The organism is Bradyrhizobium sp. ORS 285, assembly GCF_900176205.1.
Classification (GTDB): Bacteria; Pseudomonadota; Alphaproteobacteria; order Rhizobiales; family Xanthobacteraceae; genus Bradyrhizobium.
The window spans coordinates 2,619,775-2,646,093 of record NZ_LT859959.1 but is presented as its reverse complement, the minus strand read 5'-3'; the positions used below and the strand labels follow the sequence as shown (position 1 = coordinate 2,646,093).

Below are 26,319 nucleotides of genomic sequence, written 5' to 3'. Positions count from 1 at the left end.
AAGCGGTCATCGGTGGCGATCGGACGCCGGACGCGCGATGCGCTTGCCGTCATCGCCATCGCATTGGCGTGCGCGGGCCTGTTGCTCTCGCCCGCCTTCGAGCGCGGTCGTGGGCTGTCGCTGGACGCATTGACATGGCTGCGCTTCGAGGCGTTCGGCAATCGCCATGACGCTGCGACGAGTCCTGCGGTGGTGATCGCGATCGATGAAGAGAGCTATCAGGCGCCGCCCTTCAAGGGCGCCCCGCTCCTGACCTGGACCGGCGAAATCGGCCGCGTGCTGACAGCCGTGCTCGACGGCGGCGCCAAGGTGGTCGGCTTCGACATGGTGTTTCAGACCTCGATCGAGCAGTCCGAGATTCCGCTCGGCGATTCCACGCTGGGCGAGAAGACGCGTGGTTTCGATCGCGACTTCCTGCGGGCGCTCGCTTCCGCTGCCACAGGCGGCAAGGTGGTGCTGGGTGAGATCTTCGGCGAGCCGCCGATCCTGCCGGCGCCGGGCCAGCGCATTGCCGTGCGCCAGCAGCAGAATCTGAGGCCGCTCAACACCTACACCGACAGCGACGATGTCGTCCGCCGTCATCCGCTGTCGCTCAGCGCCGACGGCAAGATCATTCCGAGCATGGCGCTGGAGCTGGCCGCGCGCGCGACCGGCGCGGCGCCGATCATCGCTGCTGATCGCGTCACCCTCGGCGACTACGCCATTCCCGGGCGCGTGCCGGGCACGATGACCTTGAATTTCGCCGGCGGAGCCGATGACATTCCCACCTATTCCTTCGCCGATTTGCGCGCCTGCGCGCTCAAAGGCGACAAGGACTATTTCCGCCGCGAGTTCACCGGCAAGGTCGTCCTGATCGGCACCGTCGGGATCGAGGATCGGCGGGTGACGTCGAAGCGCTTCGCGACCCGCGCCGAGGGCGCGCGGCGGCCGCGCTGCGTGCTCGGCGAGCGCAGGGTCGCCGAGACCTTCGCCCGCAGCACCATTGCCGGCGTCTACATCCATGCCACGGCGGTGAACAATCTGGTGAGGCAGGAGGCCGCCGTGGAATTGAGCCGGCCCGCGATCTTTGCCATCGCGGCCGGCATGGCACTGCTGGCCGCCCTTTTCGCCCGGCTGCTAAGACCGATCGTGGCCGGCGCCATCCTGGCGCTACTCGCGGCTCTCTACGTTGGACTGGCCACCACCCTCTTCAACCGCGCCCTTGCGTTGCCCCTCGGCGAGCCGCTGGCCGCCGGCGTGCTCGCGCTCGTGGCAACCACCGGCTATCGCTTCATGGTCACCGACAAGGACCGCAGGCTGCTGCAGAAGAGCTTTGCCTACTATTTGGCGCCGCGCGAGATCGACCGCATGCTGGCCTCGCGCCGGCTGCCGCAGCTCGGCGGCGAGACCCGCGAGGTCACGGTGTTCTTCTCCGACATCGAAGGTTTTTCGCGCATCGCCGAGCAGATGTCGCCGGAGCAATTGATGGCGCTCACCAACGAATATCTGTCGGCGATGACTGATGTCATCGAGGCCCATGATGGCTATGTCGACAAATATATCGGCGATTCCGTCGTCGCCGTGTTCGGCGCCCCGCTCGACGATCCCGATCATGCCAAGAGCGCCGCCCGCGCGGCGCTTGACTGCAAGGCGAAGCTCGACGAGCTCAATCGCACCTCGACCGCATTCCAGGGCATCAAGGTGGCGCAGCGCGTCGGCATCAACAGCGGCGCCGCGCTGGTCGGCAATTTCGGCTCGCAGCGGCGCTTCAACTACTCTGTCATGAGCGATGCCGTGAATGTGGCCTCGCGACTCGAAGGCGCCAACAAGTTCTACGGCACCACGATCATCGCGTCCGAGAGCACCCGGTCGCTCGCCGGCGACGCGTTCGCCTGGCGCGAGCTCGACACCATCCGCGTCAAGGGCCGCGAGCAATCGCTGACCATCTACGAGCTGCATGGTTGCGCCGGCGAGCTATCACCGCAGGAACAAGCCCTGCTCTCCGGCTACGCCGCGGGTCTTGCGCACTGGCGCGCCGGCGAGCTGCCGCAGGCGGCGGAGTGCTTTGCGGCCGGCGCCCATGACGACCGCCCGAGCGCCCTGTTCGCCGCGCGCGTCACGGCAACCACGCCGAACGATGCCACGGCCTGGGATCCGGTACGCACGTTGCAGGAAAAATGACGCGGCGATGACACTGCCAGCGTCCGCGACAGCGGCAATGATCCCTCGCCAAGGCTGCGTCGGACGCCCCTTTCCGGGCGGGATCGGCCCTCATACCGGCCCCATTGGCCCCGCATACCGGCCGCGATGGACAAGCACGGCCAAGGTCGGCTAGACGACACGGCGCCCTCAACCGGCCAACGACCAGCGAGCCCGATCGACGCATGACCACGTCCAAGCGATATGAGCGGATCTCCGTCGTCGCGAGTCCAAGTGCCGAGGCACAGGCCGCGTTGGCGCAGCTCTCCGCGCTCTATGGCAATTCCGATCCCGATCTGGCCGATGTCGTTGTTGCGCTCGGCGGCGACGGTCTGATGCTGCAGACGCTGCACGACCACATGCGCTCGGGCAAGCCGATCTACGGCATGCATCGCGGCACGGTCGGCTTCCTGATGAACGAGTTCTCGACCATCGACCTGCATGGCCGGCTCGAGGCGGCGCAGGAATCGGTGATCCATCCGCTGCTGATGCGTGCGACCGATACCCACGGCGTGGTGCACATCCATCATGCCATCAACGAGGTCTATCTGTTCCGCCAGACCGCGCAGACCGCGCGGCTGCGCATCCTGATCGACGAGCGCGAGCGCATGCCGGAGTTGATCGCCGACGGTGTGCTGGTCGCGACTCCAGCGGGATCGACCGCCTATAATCTCTCGGTGCAGGGCCCGATCCTGCCGATCAACGCAGCGCTCTTGGCGCTGACGCCGATCAGCGCGTTCCGCCCGCGGCGCTGGCGCGGTGCCCTGCTCCCCAACACGGCCTATGTCATCATCGAGGTGCTCGAAGGCGACAAGCGGCCGGTCGCGGCGGTCGCCGATCATGACGAGGTCCGCAACGTCCAGCGCGTCGAGGTGCTCTCCGACAAGACGATCTCGATGCGGATGCTGTTCGACGCCGGCCACAGCCTGGAAGAGCGCATTCTGAGCGAGCAGTTCGGCTACTGATTGCAGCGGTTTTCGCGGGCGCACGGCCGCCCCGCAACGCTTTGTTAACCCGGTGCTCCCTATGGTTAATGCGCGTTGACCACCTTCATTGGTGATGCCTTCAGGCCGGCCCAAATGTACCGCATCGACTTCAACAAGCTGCGTTTCCTCGTCTGCGACGACAACCCGCACATGCGCCGCATCCTGCGGACGCTGCTGCATTCGTTCGGCGCCCGCGAGGTCAACGAAGCCGAGGACGGCGCGACCGCGCTCGAAATGTACACGCATTTCTCGCCCGACATCGTCATCACCGACTGGGCGATGCCGATCTTCGACGGACTCGAACTCGCGCAGATGATCCGCCAGCCGGAAGCGAAGGGCAATCCCTACGCGCCGATCATCATGCTGACAGGTCATTCGGAGAAGCGCCGCGTCACCGTCGCGCGCGATGCGGGGGTCACCGAGTTTCTCGCCAAGCCGATCTCGGCGAAGGGCCTGTATCAGCGCATCCTCAACGTGGTCGCCAATCCCCGCCCCTTCATCAAGACCAAGACCTATTTCGGCCCGGATCGGCGACGCAACACCAACACCGCCTATATCGGGCCCGAGCGCCGGGTCGGCGGCGAGGCGGAAATCTTCCAGCAGCCGTCACTTCTGGATAAAGCCCGCTCCGCAGTTTAGCGGCGCAGCAGTGAGCACCTGTTAACGCCGTCCCGGATTCGCTGCACAGCCCATCCGGGTCCTCGGCTATGAATCAGATTGCGTTGGTCGGCATCACCTGAGGATATCGAGATGGCGAAAGACAAGGCCCCGGCAATTCAGGTCAAGACCTACGCCTCGCACCATGTCATCACCCAGCCCAATCCGCTGAAGAAGGTGCTGCGGCGAACTGACGAGGAGGATCTCGACGATCCGATCGCGCGCGCGGAAGCCGCCCTCGCCGGTCTCTCGGGTGAGTTCAAGTCGTGGATGGACACCGAGGCCGATCGCCTGTCGAAGGCCTATGCCGCCGTGCGCAAGACCCGCTTCGATGATGACGCCTGCGAGGAAATGTTCCGCGCCGCCCACGACATCAAGGGCGATGCGGCCACGTTCGGGTATCCCGCAGCCGCCGAGGTCGCCGACAGCCTGTGCCGGATCATCGAGCACGCACCCGACCTGGAGAAGGTCCCCGACGAGCTGTTCGAACATCACGTCAACGCCATCCTGGCGATCGTGCATGATCACACCAAGTATCACAGCCCGACCGTTGCCGCCGAGCTGAGCCGCCGCCTGCGCCGCGTTGCGGACGATTACCTCATCCAGGTCAATCGCAACCGGCCGGAGCATCTGGAAGCAATCCTGGCGCCGAGCCTCGTGCCGAGCGATCAGCCGTAGTGGTGATCTCGTAGGGTGGGCAAAGCAGCCGCCGCGCAGCGGCGGTCGCGTGCCCACCATCCATCAACACACTCTGCGGCACGACGGTGGGCACGGCGTCACTACGAACTCGCACGCTGCGAGACCGGCCCTCCGCCTTTGCCCACCGACAGCAGCGCCATCACGCTGCGATCAGCCCGAACTCCAGCCCGGCCACGAAATCCTCCGCCATCACCTCGTCGCAGAACTCGCGGGCTTCGTCGCGGGCCGATTCGGTGGCGAACCTGCGGAGCAGGATCAGCAGCGGCTCGGCAGCGTCGCGATCGGTCGCGCAATGGGTCAGCACGCGCTCGACCATCTTGCGGCGCAGGATCGCCGCGCCGCTCAGCGTGTCGGCAAAGCCGTTTTCGCGACAGACCTCGAGCGCAATGGCGAAGGCCTCGAAGGTGGTGTCGGGGATTCCGGCCTTGCGCAGCAATCCCTGCAGGCTGGCACGGCCACGCTCGTTGAGCAGCGCGGCGACGCGCCCACGCGGCATGTCGGCGAGCTCGGACAGCGCGATCTCGAACAGTTCGATATTGCCCGAGAGCAGCGCGCGCAGGATGAGCCCGGCAGTCAGCTGGGAGGTCGCACGGAGATGCTGGACCAGGCCGCGCAGCTCCTCGCCGCGCGAACGCGACGCGATGGTGATGGTCGAGCGGTCGCGCGCCTCGCTGGTGATGCGCCCGGCCCGATCGGCACTGAGCCAATTTCGAGCGACGACGAATTGCGCCAGCGTCTCGGAGAGCTTGTCGACCAGCGCCGCACGCGTTGCGGCCGGAAGATCGTCGAGCACCAGCATGGCTTCACGAATGGCGGCGAGATGACCGTGGCGTTCGACGATGCGATCCCAGGAGAATGGGGCGAGCTCGGCATAGGCGTTCTCGATCAACTCGAGCGCGGCCGCCGCGCTGCCGACTTCCGCGATGGCGGCACAGACCGGCGCCGGAAGGCCGATGCGCCGTGCGATCGCACATTGTGTTTCTGAATTGCCGGTGGCGGCGATGTCGACGAGGTCGGCATCGATCAGCAGCGGCGAGTGTTCGAGGATGATGGCGGCGACCGAAGGCTGGTCGGTGGCCAGCGCCTGGACGATGGCGGCCGGAGCATCCTCGCTGCGCGCGAACACCTCCGCCATCGCCTGCCGCACCAGCGGCGACGGATCATCCAACAGCATGAGGAGCGCGCCCTCGGCGGCGCCGCGATCCTCATCCGAGAGATCCGACAACAACCACGCCCGCGCGAGAGCCCTGGTGGCCTCTGCCCGCTCACCGGCGGGCGCGGTTCTAACCCAACTGAGAAACTGCCGAACGATCATGGTCTTTCCGGCTTACGCAACTTGCAAACAAGGCCACGAGGGCCTCAACACCACCGAAAATAAACCACGACGCTTAACAAAGCGTTCACCATAAGTGGCTGGTTTTGTTGATGTTTTATTAAGCCGGCGGCCTGAAACTATACTATGATACCTCAAACTGCCCGATTTTGCCGTAATCCGACGGGCAAAATGCAGCCTTCGCCTTCCGCGGGAACAGCGGCGGCGTGGCAAAAAAGTTTATCCTCTTGTCAGATGAAGGTCGGAAGCTCGCCGGCTGGCGGCGAGATGTCAGCCTGAGAACGTCCCGTTGCGATCGCTGAACAAGTCGAGCCTGCGCTGCCCCGTCCCGTTGCCCGTGTTGCCCTCGCCGCCATCGCTGGAGGTGGCGCTGGCCACCGGCGAGCGGCCCCACAAGTCGCGGACATCCGACGACACCGCTTGGCCCGACTGGCCGTCGACCTGGAAGAGCGAGCGGAACATCGGATCCGCCGGCCGGCTCGCGCCTGAGGCGTCGTCCGTCCTGGCCGAGGCGGCCTGCCCTCCCCGCGCATCCGGGAACATCGACAGGAAGGTGGCGGTGTCCGTGGTCGGCAGCGCACTCCCGCCGGCCGCATTGGCCGCGACGTTGCTCCCTGCGCCATAAAGGGCGAGCGCACCGCGGGTGGTCGAGGAGTTGGCCGCGCCGGAATAGCGGCTCGTCAGCACCGAATAGACCTGCGACACGCTGCGGGCCTGGCCGTCGCGATCGTAGAAGATCGGACGGTTGGCGGCAGCGGCGCTCGGGAAGATCGCTGCGGCGGACGCATTCGGCGTGGTCTGGGCGCTGGTGATCAGCTTCGCCGCGCCGCCCGCACCCATGAAATGCGCCATATAGAGTTCGGCATCGCTCGGCCGCCGCCCGATCATGCCGGTGAGCTGGAAGCTGTTGGACTGGGTCAGCGCCGCGGCCATGGCGGAGGATGCCTGGGGATCGTCGCGCAGCTTCATGATCGCCTGCCGCATGCCGGGATCATTGACGGTGTACTCGCCCGACGAGGTCCGGGTGATCGCATCGGCATATTGGCCGTAGCCGAGATCGGCGCCGGCCTGCTTCACCGTGCCGAGCCAGGTCTGGTCGATGAACTGATAGAGGCCACGCGCCGAGGACGTCGACGCGCCGGCGCTCGGATTGAAGTCCGACTCCATCTTCGCCGTCGACAGCAGATATTCGAAGCTGGTCCCGACTGTATCCGCCGCCTGCTTGATCGCGCCGGCGACCTTGGCCCGAACGCCGTCGAGAAGCCCGGTGGGCGAGGAGTTGGAAGCGTCGACCGACATGAGAAGACCCGCTGTTTGCAGATTCGCTGGCAGACAAACGCGCCGGGGAACGTCGGGAAAATGCGATCGGTATGGTTAATGGCCGGTTAATTCCGCCTGATCGAGCCGGCCAATGAACGACCCGGAGGTTTGCGGATGCAGGCCTCTGACCTACTTGCGATAGACCGCACTCGGATCGAACAGGCGCTCGGCATCGACGAACACGAGCCGCGCGCCGCCCTGGTCATCCGCGCGCTCGACCTTGCGATAGAAGCAGGAGTGCCGGCCGGTGTGGCAGGCCGCTCCCGTCTGCTCGACGCGCAGCCACACCGCGTCCTGGTCGCAATCGGTGCGCATCTCGACGACGCGCTGGGTCTGGCCCGAGCTCTCGCCCTTGCGCCACAACGCGTTGCGCGAGCGGCTGAAATACCAGGCCTCGCCGGTCGCGACCGTCTTGCGCAGCGCCTCCTCGTTCATGTGCGCGACCATCAGCACGTCGCCGCTCACGGCGTCCGTGGTCACGCAGGTGACGAGACCGGCCGCGTCGAATTTCGGCAGGAAGGCAGCGCCCTCCTCGCGTTCAACTGAGGATGAAGACACGAAAATCTCTGCTCAAGAGCTTGGGCGGGCTCACCTTTGCGGCGAGCGCACCATGGACAGGAATCGCGACTGCTCGGCCGGATTGTCGCGGAACATGCCGGTGAAGCGGCTGGTGAAGGTGACGGCGCCATGCTTGGCGACGCCGCGCACCGACATGCAGGTGTGCTCCGCCTCGATCATCACGGCGACGCCGCGTGGCTTCAGCACCTCGTCGATCGCAGCTGCGATCTGCGCAGTCAGATGCTCCTGGGTCTGCAGCCGGCGCGCGAAGATGTCAGTCAGGCGCGCGAGCTTGGACAGGCCGACGACGCGCTCGACCGGCGTGTAGGCGATATGCGCGCGGCCATAGAAGGGCATCATGTGATGCTCGCATTGCGACGTGAACTCGATGTCGCGAATCAGCACGAAGTCGTCATAGCCGGCGGTTTCGCCGAAGGTACGGTCGAGCACCTCGGCCGGGCACTGGTGATAGCCCTGGAACAGCTCGTCATAGGCCTCGACGACCCGGCGCGGCGTGTCGATCAGGCCCTCGCGGGTCGGATCCTCGCCGATGTAATTCAGCAGCGTATAGACCGCGGCCTCCGCCTCGGCGCGGGAGGGGCGCGGACGGTCGGGCCGCACGGCGGCGGCGAGAAACTCGGCCGGGTCGAGCTCCGCGGGGCGCTCGCCGGTCAGCTTGGTCTCGGACGGCTTGCCCTCAGGCTTGTTCGCGCGCAGCGTCTTGATCAAAGTGTCCATCTCAACTCCGTTCGACCGGTCGGCAATCCGACCGGAGTGTCACCGGCAGAGCGTCACCTTGGACGGCGTCACCTGCAGAGGTGCCACGCGCAGGCTTGGCGCCTCTGCGCCGGACGCCTATGGATGCGGCTGGAATTCCTGCCAATCATTTCCATATACTCGCAATATAAGGCGATGAAACCCGGCCGCCAAGGCCGAGCCGCCGGTAATTCCGGCGGGAGTTCTGGACGTCAGGCCCATGCTGAACGACATCTACAACAAGCGGATCATCGAGCTCGCCGGCAACATTCCGCGACTCGGACGGCTGGAGAACCCGGATGCGACCGCCACGGCGCATTCCAAGCTGTGCGGCTCGACGGTGAAGGTCGATCTCAAGATGGACGGCCCGGTGGTGACGGATTTCGCCCATGACGTGAAGGCCTGTGCCCTTGGCCAGGCCTCCTCCTCGATCATGGCCCGCCATGTCGTCGGTTCCAATGCGGCTGAGCTTCGCGAACTGCGCGACACGGTCCGCCGGATGCTGAAGGAGAACGGCGCCCCGCCGGAGGGCAAGTGGGCCGACATCGCCCTGCTCGAGCCGGTGCGGGATTACAAGGCCCGCCATGCCTCGACGCTACTGACCTTCGATGCTGTGGTGGACGCGATCGGCCAGATCGAGGCAAAGGCGAAGGACGAGCCGGCCGCGGCGCAGGGCTGAAACTGCCCCGTCGCCCCACAGGCGTCCGATCGGGCATCGCTCATCCGGACTTCAAGACCGCAACCATTCCCCTTGGGCGAGGCATAGCTACCTCGCCCATCAGCTCTGAATTATTGCTGCGGCGTCGCCGCGACCGTTGCCTGCGGAAGCGCTTCAGCCGTACGGGACAGCGGCTTGTCGAGCGCCACCGGGAAACGGTCCTGCTGCTTGTCACGACCCGGCTTGGCCGTAAGCTCGGCTACCGGCGTCGTGCCCCTGGACGGCATCACGTCGGCGAGCAGTTCGGTGGTCATGACATTGGTGCTGCGCAGCTCGGTCCGGGAGAGTTCGTGCAGGTCCTCCCACGGCGGCACGTTGAGGGCGAGCAGCAAGAGGTCGCCGGCGCCGCCCATGTCGAAGGTGTATTTGGCGAGGCGGCCGATGTCGCGCTCGACGATCATCAGGTCCTGCGCCGAATAGCTCGCCGCCTTGGCGTCGTCGGCGCGGTCCCCCATCCAGATCTGGTGAACGCGAACATGAGCGCTGTCAGGAACATAGCGAGTGGTTCCGGCGAGCAGCAGGAACACGCACATCGACTCGCAATAGGCCTCGGGCACGACCTTCGGCCGCTCGTTCGCCCGGCTCGGGCGCTGCGTCATGCCGACCGTGGTCCGCATCTTCAAGGCGCGGAACCGGCGGCCCAGGGTGATGGCGTCATTAACGGAGCCGCCGCTGGAATCGAGCACCAGGGTCGAGCCGGTCAAATCGCGGTCCCGGGCGAAATCCTCGAAATCCTTCGGGCTGTCGCTGGTGACGATGCCGACGGCGCTGATCCAGCCGCAATTCGGCTCGCACGCCACCCAGCTGAACCGCATCGGGAGTTTGCGCTCTTCGAGCGCGCCGCCGGCGCGCGCGGTGTTCGAGTTGATGGTGACCGTGCATCCGAGCACGGCACCCAGCGCTGCAACACCGAGAAGCATCCAGCGCAACTTACGCGACCGCAGCAATCTCACGCCCAATCCGTCCCCCTCGTAAAGCTCGGTACGCAGTGCCTCGTCTTCCTCGTCTCAAGACCTGACAAGCTGGCCTCAAATCCGTTATTAGTCTGTCACATCGTTGCCAGGAAACGTATCCGGGCAATCCCTGAGCGTCCAGGTGCGGCGCACTGCGGCGCAGCTGAAAACCTGTCATTGTTGCATCACATCACCACACGACCGCGAGAGCGCAGGTTCCTTGCCGAGGAACCGGTCAAAGCCCGCACATCCGTCCGGCATCCCGCCCATGAAGCACTCATGCTCTGATCCTACCTGCCATTCTGCGCACATATGGTCGGGGACGTTGTCGCGAATCCCCCGCCGCGCAGCCCATGCGCTGATTTGGCTCTATCGGCACACACTGTCGCCCCTCGTCGGCTACAATTGCCGGCACATGCCGACATGCTCGGTCTATGCCGATGAAGCCATCGAGCGTTACGGGCTGTGGGCCGGCGGCTGGATGACGCTCGCAAGGCTGTTGCGCTGCCAGCCGTTCGGCACTTCGGGCATCGACAATGTACCTGGCGAAGCCCCCGCCGGCGCGCGCTGGTATCTGCCCTGGCTCTACGCGCGCTGGCGCGGGGTCAACGGGCCAACTTAGTTGCAGCGCATCATTTGATTTGAAGCAAATCGGACTGGCAAGATTTCATAGCAGGATTAGTTTGATGCGATGAGGCGAGCTTGCTGCAAAGGAACGTCGCCTCCAGCTGTTGCATTGATGTTGAAACTTCCGTTTCGGGAGGACCAACCATGCGCTGGACGATCAACCCGAGATCGCGCCGATCCCGCACCGGTGTCGACCCCGATCATCCGCACGGCCAGGATCAAGTCGGCCACGACGCAAGACAAGTCGACCTGCTCTGCATCATCGCACTGCTGATCGTCATCGTCGGCGCATGGCGCTATCTCGCCGACAGCACCACCCTGCCCCCGACCACGACATCCTACATCGTGCCGAGCCAGAGCGTGCATTGGTAGCAGAGCAGCGCAACTAGCGTCTTGTCGTTAGGAGAGCCCTGCGAGATGGCGTAGCCAAGCTAAGCGGCGGCGGTCATGCAGGCGGATCACGCCGCGGCGCTGTCCCTACCAGCGCGGCCAGAAGAAGAACTCATCGCGCCGCGGTGGCGGCGGATAGGCCGGAACAAGCTCCGGCCCACGCGGTGCACGACGCACGCGCGGCGGCGGACTGGTTTCAGCCGGTCCCGTGGCCTCGGCTGACACCGTCGTGTCGCCGGAAGGCGATCTCACCGAGAGCAGAACGTTGGACTCCCGCGTCCGCCAGCGATAGCCGATGCCAAAGTCGAGCGGCTGCGCGCGCTCGAACAGGCGGGCATAGCTGTTCTGGTACATGCCGGGAAACTTGTCGATCGGACCGGCATAGCGCCCGAACGGGAAGAACCGCCACGCTTGCGTATCGTAGCTCGCCAGCGGAATGCCGGAATCGTCCTGCACGATCGTGGCGCTGTTCTGAAGCAACCAGCTGCGCACGCGGGAGAAGCTGTTCTCGTGCAGCAGGTAGGACGCACTCTTGAGCAGGCTGTTGCCTGGAGCGAGCGGATCGCAGAATTTCAGAAAGCCGCTGGCCCTCACCCCGGAATCGGACAAATCCGTCGAGAAGTAATAGAGCGTCTTCTCGACGCCGTCTGCTCCAGCAAACACGATCCGTGCGCCCTTGGTCGCATTCCGGGTCTGCGGCTCGTTCGCCGCCCGCAGCGCGCCGGTCTCGTCCAGCCAGACCAGGCTGACACTGCGGATCGTCTTGCCGGTTCGCGCGAGAAACACGTAGAGGATCGGCAGCGTCCCCTCCATCTCGCCGTCGCGCAGATCCACCTTCATGTTCTTGGTGATGAAGAACGAGAAGCTCAGGATCGACTGCAGCGAGCGCTCGACATAGGACAGCGCGGGACCGACGCTGCCGCGGGGCAACGTGGTGAGGTCCGGGATGGGACCGGTCGGCTCGAGCGCGGCCATCACGTAGGTCGTGGCCTTCGGGGCGAAGGCGTCGGCGTAGAGAAAGTCGGGCCCCGAGAAGAAATAGAACATCGTCGGCCGCGGCGCGGCGATATTGGCCTCCGTCCAGGCGCGGATCTTGGACAATTGGCGCTGTTCGAGCTGATTGAACGCGTTGTCGAGGAACGCCGCGTGCCGCCGCCAAGCCGGATCCTGCGTCAGCTCGGCGAGCGGCGAACCCGCCGACGGCGCCATGCCCGCCAGCACCCGCGCCGTATCGTCGGGCGTGACGGTCTGAGCCTCCACAGCGCCGCCGGTCACCACAAGCAGGCAGGCGACGGCAAACCACAGTCTCGACACCAGCAGCATCTTCATTCCGAACCCGACATGGCGGTTGCGGCGGTCCGACGAAACCGCGCGTGAGCGAACCAATAGATCAACAGCCCGGACAACATCGCCAAAGCGCCGAGCCCGGCCTGCCACGGACGCGCAGTGATCAGGTAGTACATCATGAACCCGGTCACGCTGAGGAAGATCAAGGGCGTGACCGGATAGCCCCACGCCCGGTACGGCCGCTTCAGCTCCGGCTGCGTGATGCGCAACCTGATCAGTCCGAGCACGGTGAGGAACGAGCACGACAACAGCGCGAACTGCACGAGATCGAGCACGGCCTCGAAGCTCTCGGTGAACAGCATCAACGTCGCCACCGTGAGCTGGAACAGGATTGCCCAGGCCGGCGCGCCATTGCGCGATCGGCGGGCGAACAGCGCCAGCGCCGGGATGTCTTCGCCCATCGTCATCAACACCCGCGGTCCGATCCACATCATCGCGGCGATCGACGGCACGAGTCCGACGCAGATCATCGCCGCGACGAAGCGTCCGCCGGCCTCGCCGAAGATGCGTGCGCCGGCGATGCTCGCGACCTGCAGCTGGCCCGCAAGCTCGCTCACCGGCGCGGCCCGCAGGAAGACCGCATTGAGTGCCATGTAGAGCACGAGCACGATCAGCGTGCCCAAGAGCAGCGCGCGCGGGAGCGTGCGCTCCGGCGCGTGCAGCTCGCCGATGATGTAAGTCGCCGCATTCCAGCCGGAGAACGCGTACATCACGAAGACGAGGCTGGTCGCGAATGCGGCGCTGCCGACATAGCCGATGTCGGACGCAGCCGGCAGGAACCTCACCGGCTGCGGTGCAGAGATGGCCCAGCCGGCGACGAGAAAGGCGACGATCAGTCCGAGCTTCACCACGGTCGACAGCAGCTGAAAGCGGCTCGACTGGCGGATGCCCCCGAGCTGCACCAGGGTCACGATCCAGACCGCGCCGATGGCCAGCAGCATCGGCGGCACCTCAGGCAGAACGGCCCGGCCATATTCCCCGAACGCCATCGCCGCAAGCGCCACTGGCGCGGCGAAGCCCACCGTCGCCGAGACCCAACCGGCTATGAAGCCGATCGCCGGATGGAATGCGCGATTGAGGAAATTGTACTCCCCGCTCGAGCGCGGAAACATCGTGCCCAGTTCGGCATAGGACAGAGCCCCGCAGAGCGAGACGAGACCGCCAAACGCCCACAAGAGCAGGATCGCGAAGCCCGACGGGAGATCCTTCACCTGGAAGCCGAGGCTGGTGAACACGCCGACCCCGATCATGTCGGCGATCACGATCGCGGTCGCCACCGGCCAAGACACGGACGGACAGGACACGGGCGGAACAGCGGCGCCGCCTGACCGGCCCGCTCTGGTGGCATCGTCCGCCTCGGATGCAGCCATCTCTTCGAAGGGCGCGCGTGGCGCCCCTTCCCTTTGCTTACACCTCAGGTTCCGGCCAAAGCATTCAATCATAGTTAACGCGCGCTAAATATGGCCGCCAGAATAGGTTTTATAATACCTTCTTCTGCGGAAACACGGTTCTCGCGTTGCGTCGCCCCGCAGCCCGGCCCACAATCGCGACATGATCGCGTGGTGTGTCGCCTGAAGCGCCGGGGTTGACCGGCCACCATCCTTAACGCGACCTCAACATCGGCGACGCAGATTGATGAAACCGAGGGTTGTGGGGAGCCGCTGCGCGGCTCGGGATCGTCTTGGGGACGTATGATCGGGACCGGCCTGGCAAATTGGGGACACAAGCGCATGCGCCGCTTCGGCGGCGGGCGTGCGTCCCTGGCTGGATGCGATGTGCAGCGTGCCGCCTGCGGCCTTGCTGCCGCCGCTCTGTCGCTTGCGCTGGCGCAGTGCGGCCAGGCGCCGAATCCCGCATCGCTCGCCGCCAACGCGGCACCGGCGCAGGAGCTCACCTTCGATCAGCGGTTTCCCGCCCCCGAGTTCAGCGACCGCTTCCCATCGGCTCGTGAAAGTTTCTCGCTGCACACGCCATCCGACTTCGCGCCGAAGCCGCCGCCTTATCAAGTCGCCTCGCTGGAACCGCTGGCACCTGCCCGGCCACAGCGCGAGGATCTCACCATCCTCGTCAGCATGAAGACGTCGGCGTTCCCGTATTTCGGCAACAATCCAGCGTCCGACGCGCCGTTCCTCAACGTCTCCAGTGGCGAGCGGCGGGGTCATCGCAGCTTCTCGGGCCGCGTCTATTGGCAGGACCAGACCTACAATGACAGCCGCGTGCTCGTGCATGTCCCTGAGCAGTTCGACGCGCGCAAGCCAGGGGTGATCGTGGTGTTCTTCCACGGCAACGGCGCCACCTTGGAGCGCGACGTGCGCGATCGGCAGCTCGTGCCGCAACAGATCACCGGCTCCGGCGTCAATGCCGTGCTGCTCGCGCCGCAGATGGCGGTCGATGCCGCGGATTCCTCCGCCGGCAAGTTCTGGCAGCCGGGCGGCCTCAAGCGCTTCATGGACGAGGCCGCCGGCAATCTCGCCCGCCTCACCGGCGATCCCGCCAGCGCCAAGGCGTTTGCGAGCATGCCGATCGTGATCGTCGGCTACAGCGGCGGGTTTCTCCCGACCGCCTGGAGCCTCGAGGTCGGCGGCATCAGCGAGCGCGTGCGCGGCGTCGTGCTGCTCGATGCGGTCTATGGCCAGCTCGACAAGTTCGCCAACTGGATCGAGCGCAACCGCTCGGGCTTCTTCATCAGCTCCTACACGCGCTACACCGCCCGTCACGATCAGGAGCTGATGGCGATGCTGCGCAACCGCGGCATCGAGGTGTCAGAGGACATGGACCGGCCGCTGCGTCCCGGCAGCGTCGTCTTCGTCGAGACCGAGGACGGGATCACCCATCGCGACTACGTCACCCAGGCCTGGACCCGGCACCCGATCCAGGACGTGCTGACGAAGATGGCGGCCGCGCAGCCGCCGATCCGGATCGCCGCCGGCGCTCAGGGCACATCCAGCCGCTAAGCCCCCCTTGGTGGCACGCGGCAGAGCGCTTCAGCTCTTCGGCAGCTTCGGCATGTTCTCGACGAAGCCGTTGAAGCAGGCCAGCCGCTCGTCCTGTTCCTTGGTGAACTTGCAGTCGGCGACGGACTTCGCCTTCATCGTCTTCGGCTTGGCGGCCGGCGGGATGACTGCGTCGTAGCAGTCGAGCCGCTCTTTGGTTCCGTCCTCGATCTCCAGGCAGGCCTGCAGCTTCACGGCCGTCGGCTGCGGCTTGGCCGGCGCGGCGGCTGCGGTCTTCATTCCCTTCGGCTTGACCTGCACCAACGGGCGGTCACCGACCATCGGGGGGCTGCTCTGGGCCAGGGCTGGCGCGCAAACCAACATTGCGGCAAGGCTCAACACTATCTTTTTCATGCCATGTCTCTTTTTCATCCAGGCCATGGCCGCACGCGACCAGCGCCGCTTGTGGCGCGATCTCCTGCCCTGTGGCCTCCCACCACAGCGGCTTTAATCCGGTCCGGCAGGTTTTGCCAAGCGCCAAGCCGCAGTTCGCGGTGGACCTCAGGCCATCGCTGCAACCGGCACCCGCGGCCGGCTCGCCAGAATCGCGAGCAAGGCCAGCACGACGAACCCCATCGCGACCGGACCGGTAGCGCCGAGAGCATCCCGCGCGAACAGGCTGCCGCCGACGGCGGACCCGATGGCCTGGCCGATATAGAGAACGGACGTGTTGAGCGACACCGAGGCCGAGGCGAGCGGTGGCGCTGCAGCAACCAGGCGGACCTGCTGCATCGAGTTGGTCGACGCAAAGCCCAGGCCCCAGACCGCGACCGCCCCGGCCATCAGCGCATAGGCACCCGCGCCGATGGTCCACAGGGCGATGCCCGTGAACAGCAGGCAGGAGAACAGCAGCGAGGTCCGATAGGCGCCCCAGCCGTCGACGATGCGGGTCGCGATGACCACTCCGAGGAACCCACAGACGCCGTAGATCGCGAACACCAGCCCGACCTGGTTGGGATCGGCGCCGGTCAGCTTGGTCAGCAACGGCCCCATGAAGGTGAAGATCACGAACTGCCCGGACATCTGCAGCATCGTGATCAACAACAGCAGCACGACGAGGCGATTGCGGCCGAGCGCGATCCAGGTCGTCAGCTCGACCGGCGCGCCCTTCAGCCCCGACGGCAGCCGCCAGGTCAGCAGTCCGAAGCTGATAGCTCCGGCGGCAGCGACGGCCAGATAGGCGTTCCGCCAGCCCGTGTGGCTGCCGATGAAAGTGATCAGCGGCAGGCCGACGGCGGCGGCCAGCGACCAGCCGAGGAACACATAGGCAATGGTGCTGCCGCGCTTCTCCACCGGGCTGATCAGCGCAGCCGTCCCCGCTGCCTGCGGCGTGTACAGCGCACCGACGGCGAGCATCACCAGGCGGATCGCGAGCAGGCTCGCATAATCCGGCGCGAAGGCCGAGGCGAGATTGCCGAGCGAGAGAACCAGCAGCGTGACCGCCAGTAGCAGGCGGCGGTCGAAGCGGCTGGTCAGCCAGGCCGTCAGCGGCGAGCAGATGCAGAGCACCACGGCGCCGAAGGTGATCAGCAGGCCGGCAGTGTGAACCTCGACCGACAGCCCTTCCGCGAGCTGCGGCAACAGGCCGGCGGGAGCGAGCACCGAGCAGCCGGTGACGATGTTGCCGAGCATCAGCGCCGTCGGGGCCAAGCGCGATGAGGGCTGAATGGATGTCATCTGATGAGCGGTCATGGCGCTTCAATAGCAGAGATTTTCATGCACTTGCATGAAAATGTCTCATGCGGTCATGACATTCTGTTTCCCTCGCTCTTCTGTCCTCGTGGTCAGTGCACCGGCTGCGCGGAAGCCTGCGGCAAGGACACCTGAGGGGAAGAAACCTGAGGCGAAGACACCTGCGTCCAGGGAACCGGCACGCCGCCCGGATAGACGACGGCCTTCGACGGCGGGCAGCTGTCGGTCAGCTTCTTCAGCGCCGTCTCCAGCCCCTCGCTGCCGACCGCAAAGGTCGAAGCACCAGGGCGCGCGACGTTGAGCAGCGCATCGCTCAGCTCCGCCCGCGGCGCCGCGGCGAGCGACCTGATCTGGCCGGCATTCATGAACACGCCCCAGGTCTCGCGGTCGCCGGACCGGCGCGGCGGCGACAGGAAATTCAGCCTGACGTCGCCGCTGCTCATCGACAGCGCTCCGCCGGCAGCTCCGATGGCTGCATTGCGCTCGACGTCGAGCTCGAAGCGGTCCTGGTCGAAACAGACGAGCTGAAGACGGGTGGTCCGGAACGTGCCCTTGCCGTCCTCACGCGACAGAATCGTCTTGTACGCAATGCCGCGGCTGGCCGCCTCGAACATCCAGGGACTTTCGACCCGATCGCGGCGGTCCAGCGCAAAGCGGACGATCTCCTCGCGGGTGAGAATGCGCATGCCCTCGAACGGCACCGAGCGCGCCACCGTGAGGAGGCCTGGGTCGGCGCCGAGCTTGGTGATGTAGTCGAGCACCATCTTGTCGGACCGCGCCATCGCCGCCTGCAACGCCTTGGCGCGTACCTCGGGCGGCGGCACGCCGCCGGTGTAATTCAGGATGACGCGCGGCGAATGCACCGCCAGCGTCGCATCCGGCGCGATCTCACGCACAGTGCCGCCAAGGATGAGGTAGGGACAGGCCGAGTTGCACATCGCCCCGCGCGTCCAGACCTCGCCGTGCAGCTCGCGGCCGGACTGCTTGAGCTTGGTGCAGACGTCGCCTTCCTGGGACTCGAAGCCGCATTCGCGCACGGTGGTGCGCCCCACCCGGACCGCGGCCTTCTTCTCCCGCAGCATGTTGCCCATCGCGAGTGCCTGCTCGAGATTGCCGCCCGGCGAATTGAAGTAGATCGGCAGCTTGCGGTCGCCGACCTGCTTCAAGATCTTGCGCAGCCGTGCCGCGGCACCGCCGTCGATCTTGCCTTCGGCGGCGATCCAGCTGTCGCAGCCCGGGCCGCAGGCATCGGCCGGTCCCTTGATGAGGGCAAACGAGATCGGCGCAAAATTGTCCGCCATCCGCGGCGACTTGCCGGGACGCTTCGAGGGCTTGACCTCTGCCCCCGGCGTGACCGGCTTGACTGGGGCCGATGGCTTGGCCTGCGCCGCGGGCTTCTGGGGCAAGAACGGCTTCTGTTGAAACGCAGGTCTGGCGGCTGTCGCTGGCCTTCCCGCCGGCGGCACCGCCGCATGGGCAGACACGTCCATCAGCACGAGCGCGATCAGCGCTGCGATCTGGATGCCGCAACGCCTGACCACAAGAGAGAGCGGCGCCTCCCCAAAAGACACCATCGCCACGCGTCCCCACGCCCTGAACACTTGAAGTTGTATCATACCGGCGCCCGGCAGCAATGTCCGCATCGCAACAGGCGAGGCAAATCGGCCGGTTTTCCCGTCTCTCCCCCGGTTGCAGCCTGCAAATCCCCTGCTATACCCCTGGCTCCCGCTTACCTGCGCTCGTTCGCAGGAGTGAGCTAACGGAGAGAGACAATGCCTGACTCGAAATCCCCCGACTCGAAATCCGACCAGTCCAAGCCCGGCTTCCAGTACAGCCTCAGCAATCTGAAGCCCGCCGCTCCGGTCGAGAAGATCACCATCAGCTTCCCCGACGGCGCCAAGCGCGAATATCCCAGGGGCACCACCGGCTTCGACATCGCCAAGGGCATCTCGCCCTCGCTCGCCAAGCGCACCGTCGCGATGGCGCTGAACGGCGACGTCGTCGACCTCAACGACCCCATTGAAGAAGATGCCAAGCTCGAGCTCGTCGACCGCGACGATCCGCGCGCGCTGGAATTGATCCGGCACGATTGCGCGCACGTGCTCGCCGAAGCCGTGCAGGCCTTGTGGCCGGGCACCCAGGTCACGATCGGCCCCGTGATCGAGAACGGCTTCTACTACGACTTCTTCCGCAACGAGCCGTTCACGCCCGAGGACTTCGCCGCCATCGAGAAGAAGATGCGCGAGATCATCGGCCGCGACAAACCCTTCACCAAGGAGGTGTGGGACCGCGAGAAGACCAAGCAGGTGTTCCGCGACAAGGGCGAGGCGTTCAAGGTCGAGCTGGTCGACGCCATTCCCGGCAACGAGCCGATCAAGATCTACTACCAGGGCGACTGGTTCGACCTGTGCCGCGGCCCGCACATGACCTCGACGGGGAAGATCGGCAACGCCTTCAAGCTGATGAAGGTGGCGGGCGCGTATTGGCGCGGCGATAGCAACAACCCGATGCTGACCCGCATCTACGGCACCGCCTTCGCCAAGCAGGAGCAGCTCGACGCCTATCTGAAGCAGATCGAGGAGGCCGAGAAGCGCGACCACCGCAAGCTCGGCCGCGAGCTCGACCTGTTCCACTTCCAGGAGGAAGGCCCTGGCGTCGTGTTCTGGCACCCCAAGGGCTGGAGCATCTTCCAGGCGCTGATCGCCTATATGCGCCGGCGTCTGGCGGGTGACTATGACGAGGTGAATGCGCCGCAGATCCTCGACAAGTCGCTGTGGGAGACCTCGGGCCACTGGAACTGGTATCGCGAGAACATGTTCGCGGCGCAGTCCGCCGGCGACGAGGCCGAGGACAAGCGCTGGTTCGCGCTCAAGCCGATGAACTGCCCGGGTCACGTGCAGATCTTCAAGCATGGCCTGAAGAGCTACCGCGACCTGCCGATGCGGCTGGCCGAGTTCGGCGTCGTGCACCGCTACGAGGCCTCCGGCGCCATGCACGGCCTCATGCGGGTGCGTGGCTTCACCCAGGACGACGCGCATGTGTTCTGCACCGAGGATCAGCTCGCCGAGGAGTGCCTGAAGATCAACGATCTGATCCTCTCGACCTACTCCGATTTCGGGTTCGAGGGCGAGTTGACGGTGAAGCTGTCGACCCGGCCGGAGAAGCGCGTCGGCACCGACGAGATGTGGGATCACGCCGAGCGCGTGATGGCGACCGTGCTGAACGAGATCAAGGCGCAGAACAACCACATCCGCACCGAGATCAATCCGGGCGAAGGCGCGTTCTACGGGCCCAAGTTCGAATATGTGCTGCGCGACGCCATCGGCCGCGACTGGCAGTGCGGCACCACGCAGGTCGACTTCAACCTGCCGGAGCGGTTCGGCGCGTTCTATATCGATGCCGACGGCGCCAAGAAGGCGCCCGTGATGGTGCATCGCGCGATCTGCGGCTCGATGGAGCGCTATATCGGCATCCTGATCGAGCACTATGCCGGCAGCTTCCCGCTGTGGCTGGCGCCGACCCAGGTCGTCGTCACCACCATCACCTCCGAGGGCGACGAATACGCCAAGCAGGTGCTGGCGGCCCTGCGGCGGGCCGGCTTGCGAGCCGAGATCGATCTTCGCAACGAGAAGATCAACTACAAGGTCCGCGAGCACTCGCTGCAGAAGATCCCGGCGCTGCTCGTGGTCGGCAAGAAGGAGGCCGAGACGCATTCGGTCTCCGTCCGCCGCCTCGGCCGCGACGGCCAGACGGTGATGCCGACCGCGGATGCGATCGCCGCCCTGGTCGACGAGGCGATGCCGCCCGACGTGCGACGCAGGCAGCGCGACGCGGCCTGACGTCGCAGCTCGCCGGCTGAATGAGCGCAGCGGCACCCGGGGACAGCATGCCCGGGTGCCGCTTGCACTTCGAAACGCGCCGCTCTCTCTTCCCGCCTTTTCGAGCGCAGCGAAGCAATCCAGACCGCCTCTGCGGAAAGACCCTGGACTTCTTCGCTGCGCTCGCAATGACGCGCCGAGAAACATCGCTTGCCAACGCGCCGGCTGTCGCGAGCTGCTACGCGGACAGAGTGGCAACGGCATCCGTCGCATGTCCCTCCCTGCCCGCAGCCTGCAGCGCCACGTCGGCGCATTCGGCCATGTAGAGAAACATCGTCGCCAGCATCCGCTCGATCGCATCGCGGCCGAGCGGCAGGATGGACATGGCGTCGGTGCCGCGGACGAGCAGGCCCTTCTCTTCGGCCACGCGCAGCAAGGTCAGCACGTGCTTGCGCGACACCGAAAAGCGCGTCGCCAGACCGTTGATGGAGTACGGCACGGGACTGTCGGGCGGGAACGCGTCGTCCGGCCCGGCGCTCTGGGCCAGGCTGAACAGGATCACCATTCCGGCGGTGCGCTCGGCAAACGGCTCGAGCTCCGGCGCGCCGTCGAGCACCCGCGCGCCCGCGATGAAGCGGCGCCCGAGCTCGAGCACGAAGTGCTTCACGAAGGCCGGGTCGTTCAACCCGGCCCGATAGGCCACGGCAGCCGGCAGCACCGCGCTCATCGCATCGAACTGCACGCCCCACCGCTCCCGATGCAACGCGATCAGCTTGTCGGTCGGCACCAGCGGCCGCCTGCGGCGGTCGAGGTTCGCGGCCGCAGCCACCAAGCCTGTCGCGCGCATCAAGGCCAGCATCGCCTCGCAGCGGCCGGCGCTGCACAGGTCGAGTCTCGCGCACATCTCCTTCATCGCGCCGACGGTGAGGCCGAGCTCGCCATCGCGCTGCTCGGCGAAGTGCAGATACAGCGCGACATGCGGAAACAGCGCCCGCGCCCGGTCGCTCAGCAGCGCATTGAGGATGCGGTCGCCGCGGTACAGCCGGACGGCGGCGGCCGTCGAGGCCCGCATCGCCTGGTCGAAGCCGGGCATCCCGCGCAGCCGTGCGACGGCATCAGGTGACGGTCTCAGTGCGGTCATCGGCACGTCAGATCTTGCAAGTGATGCAGCCCTCGGTCTCAACACTATGTTTTTACCGGTCTCCCTCAGGTTCGACAATTCGCACGAGATAGTGCCGTTTTGGACAGATGGCCGCAGCCGCTCCGCCGCCGCGCATTCCGCGAAGCCCTTCGCCGGAACCCGCCCAAGCTGCAGGATGCGGCGTGGTCGGAAAGCCGCTGATACCAAGCCGGTAGAACCGATCAAAACGCCGTGCCGCGGCCTCGTTGCAGGTGGAGGCGCGTGCTATCTGTTCCGCGTGCAACGAACGAGATCCACCGACGTGCCCGACGCGATTGAACTCCTGAAGACCCGCCGTTCCGTGAAGCCGCGCGAGATGAGCGGCCCCGGCCCCTCGCCCAGCGAGCTCGACACCATCCTGACCATCGGCGCCCGCGTGCCGGACCACGGCAAGCTCGCGCCGTGGCGCTTCATCGTGTTCGAGGGCGATAGCCGCCGCCGCGCCGGCGAGATGATCGCTGCTGCCTTTGCCAGGAAGAACCCGCAGGCGAGCGCCGCCGAGCTCGAGGTGGAGAAGAACCGCTTCATGGAGGCGCCGCTGGTGATCGGGCTTGTCAGCTTCACCAAGCCGCATCCCAAGGTGCCCGCCTATGAGCAGGAGCTCTCGGCTGGCGCCAGCGCGATGAACATCCTGACGGCTGCGACCGCGCTCGGCTATGGCGGCTGCTGGCTGTCCGGCTGGTTCATGTTCGACCGCGACGTGATGGATGGCTTCGGCTTGAGGCCGGAGGAGAAGCTCGCCGGGCTCATTCATATCGGCAAGCCCACCAAGCCGAGCGAGGATCGCCCGCGTCCGGCGCTGGCGGACATCGTGACGCGATTCTGAACGCCACGGGCCCCCTGCCGCAGGATGGGCAAAGCGGCGCCGCAGGCGACGCGTGCCCACCGTCGGGCCACCCATCCGCGGCCCGACGGTGGGCACGGCGCCACAGCGATCTCGCTCGGATGAAGCAGTGGTGTGTGCGCCTTTGCCCACCCTACGGCCCCTCTCTCACGCCGCTTTCGACGCTCTCGCGCCGAACTGCGCCAGGAGGCCCGCGATCTCCGAGGCGGGCCGTGCCGCGCTGAACAGATAGCCCTGCACCTGGTTGCAGCCTTCGGCGCGCAGCCAGTCGAGCTGGTCGGAGGTCTCGACGCCCTCCGCCGTGGTGGTGATGTTGAGGCTCTTGCCGAGGCCGGAGATGGCGCGGACGATGGCGAGGCAGTCCGAGCGCTGCGCCAGGTCCTTCACGAAGGAGCGGTCGATCTTGATCTTGTCGAACGGGAAGCTGCGGAGATAGCTGAGGCTGGAATAGCCGGTGCCGAAATCATCCATCGAGATGCGGATGCCGAGCCCGCGCAGCTGATGCAGGATGGCCAGATTGGCCTCGGTCTCGGCGAGCAGGATCGACTCGGTGATCTCCAGCTCCAGCCGATCCGGCGCCAGCCCGGATTGCGCCAGCGCCTGCATCACGACCTGCACCAGGTTGCGGCTGCGGAATTGCACCGCCGACAGGTTCACCGCGACCGTGATGCCGTCCGGCCAGCGCGCCGCCTCGCGGCAGGCCTCGCGCAGCACCCATTCGCCGAGCGGCACGATCAGGCCGATATCCTCGGCCACCGGAATGAAGTCGGCCGGCGAGATCATGCCCTTCTCCGGATGCCGCCAGCGCAGCAGGCATTCGAAGCCGGAGATCGCGTTGCTCGCGACGTCGACCAGCGGCTGGTAGTGCAGCTCGAACTCACCTTGCGCAAAGGCATGGCGCAAATCGTGCTCCATGTCGCGGCGCTTCTGCGCCTGCAGGTCCATCTCCTTCTCGAAGAAGCGGTGAACCCCGCCGCCCTCCTCCTTGGCGCGGTACAGCGCCATGTCGGCATTCTTCATCAGCTCTTCGCTGGTCTCGCCGTCGGATGGCGAAAGCGCAATGCCGATCGAGGCGCCGATCACCAGCTCCTGACCGTCGATTTCATACGGCGCGCTCAAGGCCTGGATCAGCCTGGCCGCGACATCGCTCGCCTCGTTCACGGAGGGCGCATCACCGAGGATGACCGCGAATTCGTCGCCGCCGAGCCGGGCCGCCAGATTGCCGCCGCTGACACGCTCCCTCAGGCGATCGGCCACCGCCTGCAGCAGCCGGTCGCCCATCGGATGGCCGAACGAGTCGTTGACGTTCTTGAACAGGTCGAGATCGATGCACAGCACCGCGACGGGCTTGTTGCCGGCCGGCCCCGGCTCCAGCGCCTGCCTCAGGCGCTCCTGATAGAACTCGCGATTGGGCAGATTGGTCAGGCCGTCATGATGCGCCATATGCGCAATGCGGGCTTCGACCTTGCGGCGCTCGGTGATGTCGACGATGGCGACGAGAAAGCCGTCGCGTCCGTCGTAGCGAATCCTGCGGCCATAGGCCAGCACGTCAATCAGCGAGCGGTCGGCCTTGTAGTGCTGCCATTCGCGATGAAAATCGTCCCGCGCCGTCAGGCGAGCCATCGCCTCATCGAGATTCGACGTATTGCTCTCTGGCCAGAGATCCCAGATCGTCATCTCCAGCAGGCTGCTCCGGTCGTAGCCGTAATGCTCCTCCGCCGCGGCGTTGATCTTCAGGATGCGTCCGGTCTCCGTATCGAAGATGCCCATCGGCAGCGGGTTCGCATCGAACAGCAGCCGGAACGACGCCTCGCGGCGCTTCAGCGCGGTGACGTCCGAGACGGTCAGCGAGACGATGTCGCCGAACGCATGCACGCCGAGCCGCAGGCTGCGATCGTCGCAATCGAGCTCGAGCTGATCGCGGCCGCTTTGCGTCACCACGGCGAACAGGCGCGCGAGCACCTCGGCGGTGCCGAGCATCGTCCCGCCTTGCCGCAGCCGGCGCCATTGCAGCTCGGCCGCTGACAGCTTGAGGAGGTTCGCCGCAGACTGATTGTGATGCACGACCTGGAAGTCGCAGGGGTGGCCTGTGCTATCACGAATGGTCGCAAGCGAGACGACGCCATCCTCTGTGGTGGAGAAGATCGAGTCGAGCAGATTGTACTGCGTGGCGCGCTCGTTGATATACACGCCGACGAGGGTCCTGCCCCAGCGCGAGCAGGTCGGTAGCGCCAGCACATCGTAGGTACGCACCATGCCGTCCCGCACACAATGCGCGGTCGACAGATGCGGCTTGCAGCTCGACGCCGCACAGATCGCGGCTTCGGTCAGCACCGTCGCGCAATCCGGCGAGACACATTCGACGGGAATGTCCCAGCCGTCGTTCTGGAGCCATTGCTGGACGTAACGGCCGCTGCGGGTGATTTCCAGCCGGTCGTCCTCTTCGCGCAGCAGCGCGACATGGTCGGCGAGACGGCCGAGGCTTCCGAGCATCACGTCTTCGTAGCGAGGCAGGCTCTGGCCGGGCTTCAATGCGGCGTGCCATTTGCGCTTCAGCACCGGAATGTCCTCGAACAGATCATTGCTGATCGTCGCGGACGTCTTCTTCTTCGCGGCACTCATCGCATCGTACTCAATCGCCAGCTTCTCGAAGTGGTATCCCATGCAGATTTGTTTTTAACGGGTTGTGAATCCAGATTGCCGTGCAACCGCGCGCAGCAAATATGACAGTTCGAAGTCGTTCCATGGTTATCGCGCATTAGAGACTATGACAGCCGCGTCGCGCCTGCGATCGCCCGATGCGCAACATCCTGCGCTCGTTGCGATGAGTTGCGACAACCTGACGTGAGGAAGCGATCCCGCGGCGGAGATCCGCCCGAGCGATGCATCGGCGAGACCCTCACGTGATGTGAGGGCGCAAGGAGGACCGGACCTCGACTGAGGCCCGTGGCCCGCCTGCGGAAAAAAATGCAGGCGGCAGGTACCACAGGTTCAGCCGGACAGACCCGGCCCTCCCTGCGCGATGGCCTTAACGGCTGCTTCGCGTTCTCCCTGGTGCGCCGGGCTTTCTGGCCACCATGCCGTGACAATGCGCTCACCCGCCTTGCACGGGTGATATCAGCTTCGGGATATCAGGACCGCGCGACTTGACCGTGCGCAGCGAATTGTTCGTCGGCGCGAGCTCCCCCGCGCTGCAATCCACCACGCCCACCGCTCCCCGCCCCGCGTGCCGTGACGACCGCGATACGCCCCTCATCCCGGGACGGGATG

The 26,319-nt window shown here is 65.9% G+C and carries 22 protein-coding genes; 10 read left to right on the top strand and 12 right to left on the bottom strand.

Annotated features, from left to right (window positions below; all coding sequences use genetic code 11):
- Window positions 1–12: 12 nt before the first annotated feature.
- From BRAD285_RS11990 to BRAD285_RS11975, 4 genes are all read left to right on the top strand, one after another.
- The gene (locus BRAD285_RS11990; RefSeq protein WP_006612919.1) at window positions 13–2,160 is read left to right on the top strand and encodes an adenylate/guanylate cyclase domain-containing protein; all 2,148 of its coding nucleotides are present in this window, start codon (window positions 13–15) and stop codon (window positions 2,158–2,160) included.
- 203 nt (window positions 2,161–2,363) lie between these two features.
- Window positions 2,364–3,143, top strand: a complete 780-nt coding sequence (locus BRAD285_RS11985; RefSeq protein ID WP_006612920.1) for an NAD kinase — start codon at window positions 2,364–2,366, stop codon at window positions 3,141–3,143.
- 114 nt (window positions 3,144–3,257) lie between these two features.
- Window positions 3,258–3,803, top strand: a complete 546-nt coding sequence (locus BRAD285_RS11980) for a response regulator (RefSeq protein WP_006612921.1) — start codon at window positions 3,258–3,260, stop codon at window positions 3,801–3,803.
- 111 nt (window positions 3,804–3,914) lie between these two features.
- Complete coding sequence (locus BRAD285_RS11975; RefSeq protein ID WP_006612922.1) at window positions 3,915–4,499, top strand: Hpt domain-containing protein; 585 nt, start codon at window positions 3,915–3,917, stop codon at window positions 4,497–4,499.
- Between the two features lie 160 nt (window positions 4,500–4,659).
- Here BRAD285_RS11975 and BRAD285_RS11970 read toward each other — a convergent pair whose 3' ends face one another.
- The 4 genes from BRAD285_RS11970 to folE form a co-directional block, all read right to left on the bottom strand.
- Complete coding sequence (locus BRAD285_RS11970) at window positions 4,660–5,835, bottom strand: DUF2336 domain-containing protein (RefSeq protein ID WP_006612923.1); 1,176 nt, start codon at window positions 5,833–5,835, stop codon at window positions 4,660–4,662.
- 288 nt (window positions 5,836–6,123) lie between these two features.
- On the bottom strand, window positions 6,124–7,152 hold the full coding sequence (locus BRAD285_RS11965) for a transglycosylase SLT domain-containing protein (protein ID WP_006612924.1): 1,029 nt from the start codon (window positions 7,150–7,152) through the stop codon (window positions 6,124–6,126).
- A gap of 150 nt (window positions 7,153–7,302) precedes the next feature.
- On the bottom strand, window positions 7,303–7,731 hold the full coding sequence (gene hisI, locus BRAD285_RS11960) for a phosphoribosyl-AMP cyclohydrolase (RefSeq protein ID WP_006612925.1): 429 nt from the start codon (window positions 7,729–7,731) through the stop codon (window positions 7,303–7,305).
- 30 nt (window positions 7,732–7,761) lie between these two features.
- Complete coding sequence (gene folE / locus BRAD285_RS11955; protein WP_006612926.1) at window positions 7,762–8,469, bottom strand: GTP cyclohydrolase I FolE; 708 nt, start codon at window positions 8,467–8,469, stop codon at window positions 7,762–7,764.
- A 238-nt stretch (window positions 8,470–8,707) separates the two neighbouring features.
- Between folE and BRAD285_RS11950 the strand changes: the two genes are divergently transcribed.
- Window positions 8,708–9,166 (top strand): iron-sulfur cluster assembly scaffold protein, encoded by a 459-nt coding sequence (locus tag BRAD285_RS11950; RefSeq protein WP_006612927.1) that lies wholly within the window; start codon window positions 8,708–8,710, stop codon window positions 9,164–9,166.
- A 110-nt stretch (window positions 9,167–9,276) separates the two neighbouring features.
- Here BRAD285_RS11950 and BRAD285_RS11945 read toward each other — a convergent pair whose 3' ends face one another.
- Window positions 9,277–10,164, bottom strand: coding sequence for a hypothetical protein (locus BRAD285_RS11945; RefSeq protein WP_006612928.1), 888 nt, complete (start codon window positions 10,162–10,164; stop codon window positions 9,277–9,279).
- Between the two features lie 262 nt (window positions 10,165–10,426).
- On the opposite strand from BRAD285_RS11945, the gene yidD reads away from it, so the two are divergent.
- Together yidD and BRAD285_RS11935 are read left to right on the top strand one after the other, a co-directional pair.
- Window positions 10,427–10,780 (top strand): membrane protein insertion efficiency factor YidD, encoded by a 354-nt coding sequence (yidD, locus tag BRAD285_RS11940; RefSeq protein ID WP_035647068.1) that lies wholly within the window; start codon window positions 10,427–10,429, stop codon window positions 10,778–10,780.
- 149 nt (window positions 10,781–10,929) lie between these two features.
- Window positions 10,930–11,157, top strand: a complete 228-nt coding sequence (locus BRAD285_RS11935) for a hypothetical protein (protein ID WP_006612930.1) — start codon at window positions 10,930–10,932, stop codon at window positions 11,155–11,157.
- Window positions 11,158–11,262: 105 nt separating this feature from the next.
- On the opposite strand, the gene BRAD285_RS11930 is transcribed toward BRAD285_RS11935, so the two are convergent.
- Both BRAD285_RS11930 and BRAD285_RS11925 read right to left on the bottom strand, forming a co-directional pair.
- The gene (locus BRAD285_RS11930; RefSeq protein WP_087877732.1) at window positions 11,263–12,498 is read right to left on the bottom strand and encodes a hypothetical protein; all 1,236 of its coding nucleotides are present in this window, start codon (window positions 12,496–12,498) and stop codon (window positions 11,263–11,265) included.
- 2 nt (window positions 12,499–12,500) lie between these two features.
- A complete protein-coding gene (locus BRAD285_RS11925; RefSeq protein ID WP_006612932.1) occupies window positions 12,501–13,892 on the bottom strand; it encodes an APC family permease in 1,392 nt (463 codons plus the stop codon).
- Window positions 13,893–14,345: 453 nt separating this feature from the next.
- Between BRAD285_RS11925 and BRAD285_RS11920 the strand changes: the two genes are divergently transcribed.
- Window positions 14,346–15,476, top strand: coding sequence for an alpha/beta hydrolase (locus BRAD285_RS11920; protein ID WP_035647072.1), 1,131 nt, complete (start codon window positions 14,346–14,348; stop codon window positions 15,474–15,476).
- A 30-nt stretch (window positions 15,477–15,506) separates the two neighbouring features.
- On the opposite strand, the gene BRAD285_RS11915 is transcribed toward BRAD285_RS11920, so the two are convergent.
- The 3 genes from BRAD285_RS11915 to BRAD285_RS11905 form a co-directional block, all read right to left on the bottom strand.
- A complete protein-coding gene (locus BRAD285_RS11915; protein WP_006612934.1) occupies window positions 15,507–15,869 on the bottom strand; it encodes a hypothetical protein in 363 nt (120 codons plus the stop codon).
- 147 nt (window positions 15,870–16,016) lie between these two features.
- Entirely contained in the window at window positions 16,017–17,207 is a 1,191-nt protein-coding gene (locus BRAD285_RS11910) for an MFS transporter (protein WP_006612935.1), read from the bottom strand.
- A gap of 92 nt (window positions 17,208–17,299) precedes the next feature.
- Window positions 17,300–18,781, bottom strand: coding sequence for a hypothetical protein (locus BRAD285_RS11905; protein ID WP_244422268.1), 1,482 nt, complete (start codon window positions 18,779–18,781; stop codon window positions 17,300–17,302).
- 198 nt (window positions 18,782–18,979) lie between these two features.
- Here BRAD285_RS11905 and thrS point away from each other — a divergent pair, with 198 nt between their 5' ends.
- The gene (thrS, locus tag BRAD285_RS11900) at window positions 18,980–21,046 is read left to right on the top strand and encodes a threonine--tRNA ligase (RefSeq protein ID WP_006612937.1); all 2,067 of its coding nucleotides are present in this window, start codon (window positions 18,980–18,982) and stop codon (window positions 21,044–21,046) included.
- Between the two features lie 217 nt (window positions 21,047–21,263).
- Here the strand turns inward: thrS and BRAD285_RS11895 are convergent, their stop codons facing one another.
- Window positions 21,264–22,166, bottom strand: a complete 903-nt coding sequence (locus BRAD285_RS11895) for a hypothetical protein (RefSeq protein ID WP_371507568.1) — start codon at window positions 22,164–22,166, stop codon at window positions 21,264–21,266.
- Between the two features lie 301 nt (window positions 22,167–22,467).
- Between BRAD285_RS11895 and BRAD285_RS11890 the strand changes: the two genes are divergently transcribed.
- Window positions 22,468–23,031: a nitroreductase gene (locus BRAD285_RS11890; protein ID WP_006612939.1), complete on the top strand. Its 564-nt coding sequence runs from the start codon at window positions 22,468–22,470 to the stop codon at window positions 23,029–23,031.
- 165 nt (window positions 23,032–23,196) lie between these two features.
- Here the strand turns inward: BRAD285_RS11890 and BRAD285_RS11885 are convergent, their stop codons facing one another.
- Window positions 23,197–25,713, bottom strand: coding sequence for a bifunctional diguanylate cyclase/phosphodiesterase (locus BRAD285_RS11885; protein ID WP_006612940.1), 2,517 nt, complete (start codon window positions 25,711–25,713; stop codon window positions 23,197–23,199).
- Between the last annotated feature and the right edge of the window lie 606 nt (window positions 25,714–26,319).

Bases quoted from the DNA above. Each gene is read 5' to 3' on its own strand.
- BRAD285_RS11985 (WP_006612920.1), top strand. From the start codon at position 2,364: ATGACCACGTCCAAGCGATATGAGCGGATCTCCGTCGTCGCGAGTCCA.
- BRAD285_RS11980 (WP_006612921.1), top strand. From the start codon at position 3,258: ATGTACCGCATCGACTTCAACAAGCTGCGTTTCCTCGTCTGCGACGAC.
- BRAD285_RS11975 (WP_006612922.1), top strand. From the start codon at position 3,915: ATGGCGAAAGACAAGGCCCCGGCAATTCAGGTCAAGACCTACGCCTCG.
- BRAD285_RS11970 (WP_006612923.1), bottom strand. From the start codon at position 5,835: ATGATCGTTCGGCAGTTTCTCAGTTGGGTTAGAACCGCGCCCGCCGGT.
- BRAD285_RS11965 (WP_006612924.1), bottom strand. From the start codon at position 7,152: ATGTCGGTCGACGCTTCCAACTCCTCGCCCACCGGGCTTCTCGACGGC.
- folE (WP_006612926.1), bottom strand. From the start codon at position 8,469: ATGGACACTTTGATCAAGACGCTGCGCGCGAACAAGCCTGAGGGCAAG.
- BRAD285_RS11950 (WP_006612927.1), top strand. From the start codon at position 8,708: ATGCTGAACGACATCTACAACAAGCGGATCATCGAGCTCGCCGGCAAC.
- yidD (WP_035647068.1), top strand. From the start codon at position 10,427: ATGAAGCACTCATGCTCTGATCCTACCTGCCATTCTGCGCACATATGG.
- BRAD285_RS11935 (WP_006612930.1), top strand. From the start codon at position 10,930: ATGCGCTGGACGATCAACCCGAGATCGCGCCGATCCCGCACCGGTGTC.
- BRAD285_RS11930 (WP_087877732.1), bottom strand. From the start codon at position 12,498: ATGCTGCTGGTGTCGAGACTGTGGTTTGCCGTCGCCTGCCTGCTTGTG.
- BRAD285_RS11925 (WP_006612932.1), bottom strand. From the start codon at position 13,892: ATGGCTGCATCCGAGGCGGACGATGCCACCAGAGCGGGCCGGTCAGGC.
- BRAD285_RS11915 (WP_006612934.1), bottom strand. From the start codon at position 15,869: ATGAAAAAGATAGTGTTGAGCCTTGCCGCAATGTTGGTTTGCGCGCCA.
- BRAD285_RS11910 (WP_006612935.1), bottom strand. From the start codon at position 17,207: ATGACCGCTCATCAGATGACATCCATTCAGCCCTCATCGCGCTTGGCC.
- BRAD285_RS11905 (WP_244422268.1), bottom strand. From the start codon at position 18,781: ATGGTGTCTTTTGGGGAGGCGCCGCTCTCTCTTGTGGTCAGGCGTTGC.
- thrS (WP_006612937.1), top strand. From the start codon at position 18,980: ATGCCTGACTCGAAATCCCCCGACTCGAAATCCGACCAGTCCAAGCCC.
- BRAD285_RS11895 (WP_371507568.1), bottom strand. From the start codon at position 22,166: ATGACCGCACTGAGACCGTCACCTGATGCCGTCGCACGGCTGCGCGGG.
- BRAD285_RS11885 (WP_006612940.1), bottom strand. From the start codon at position 25,713: ATGGGATACCACTTCGAGAAGCTGGCGATTGAGTACGATGCGATGAGT.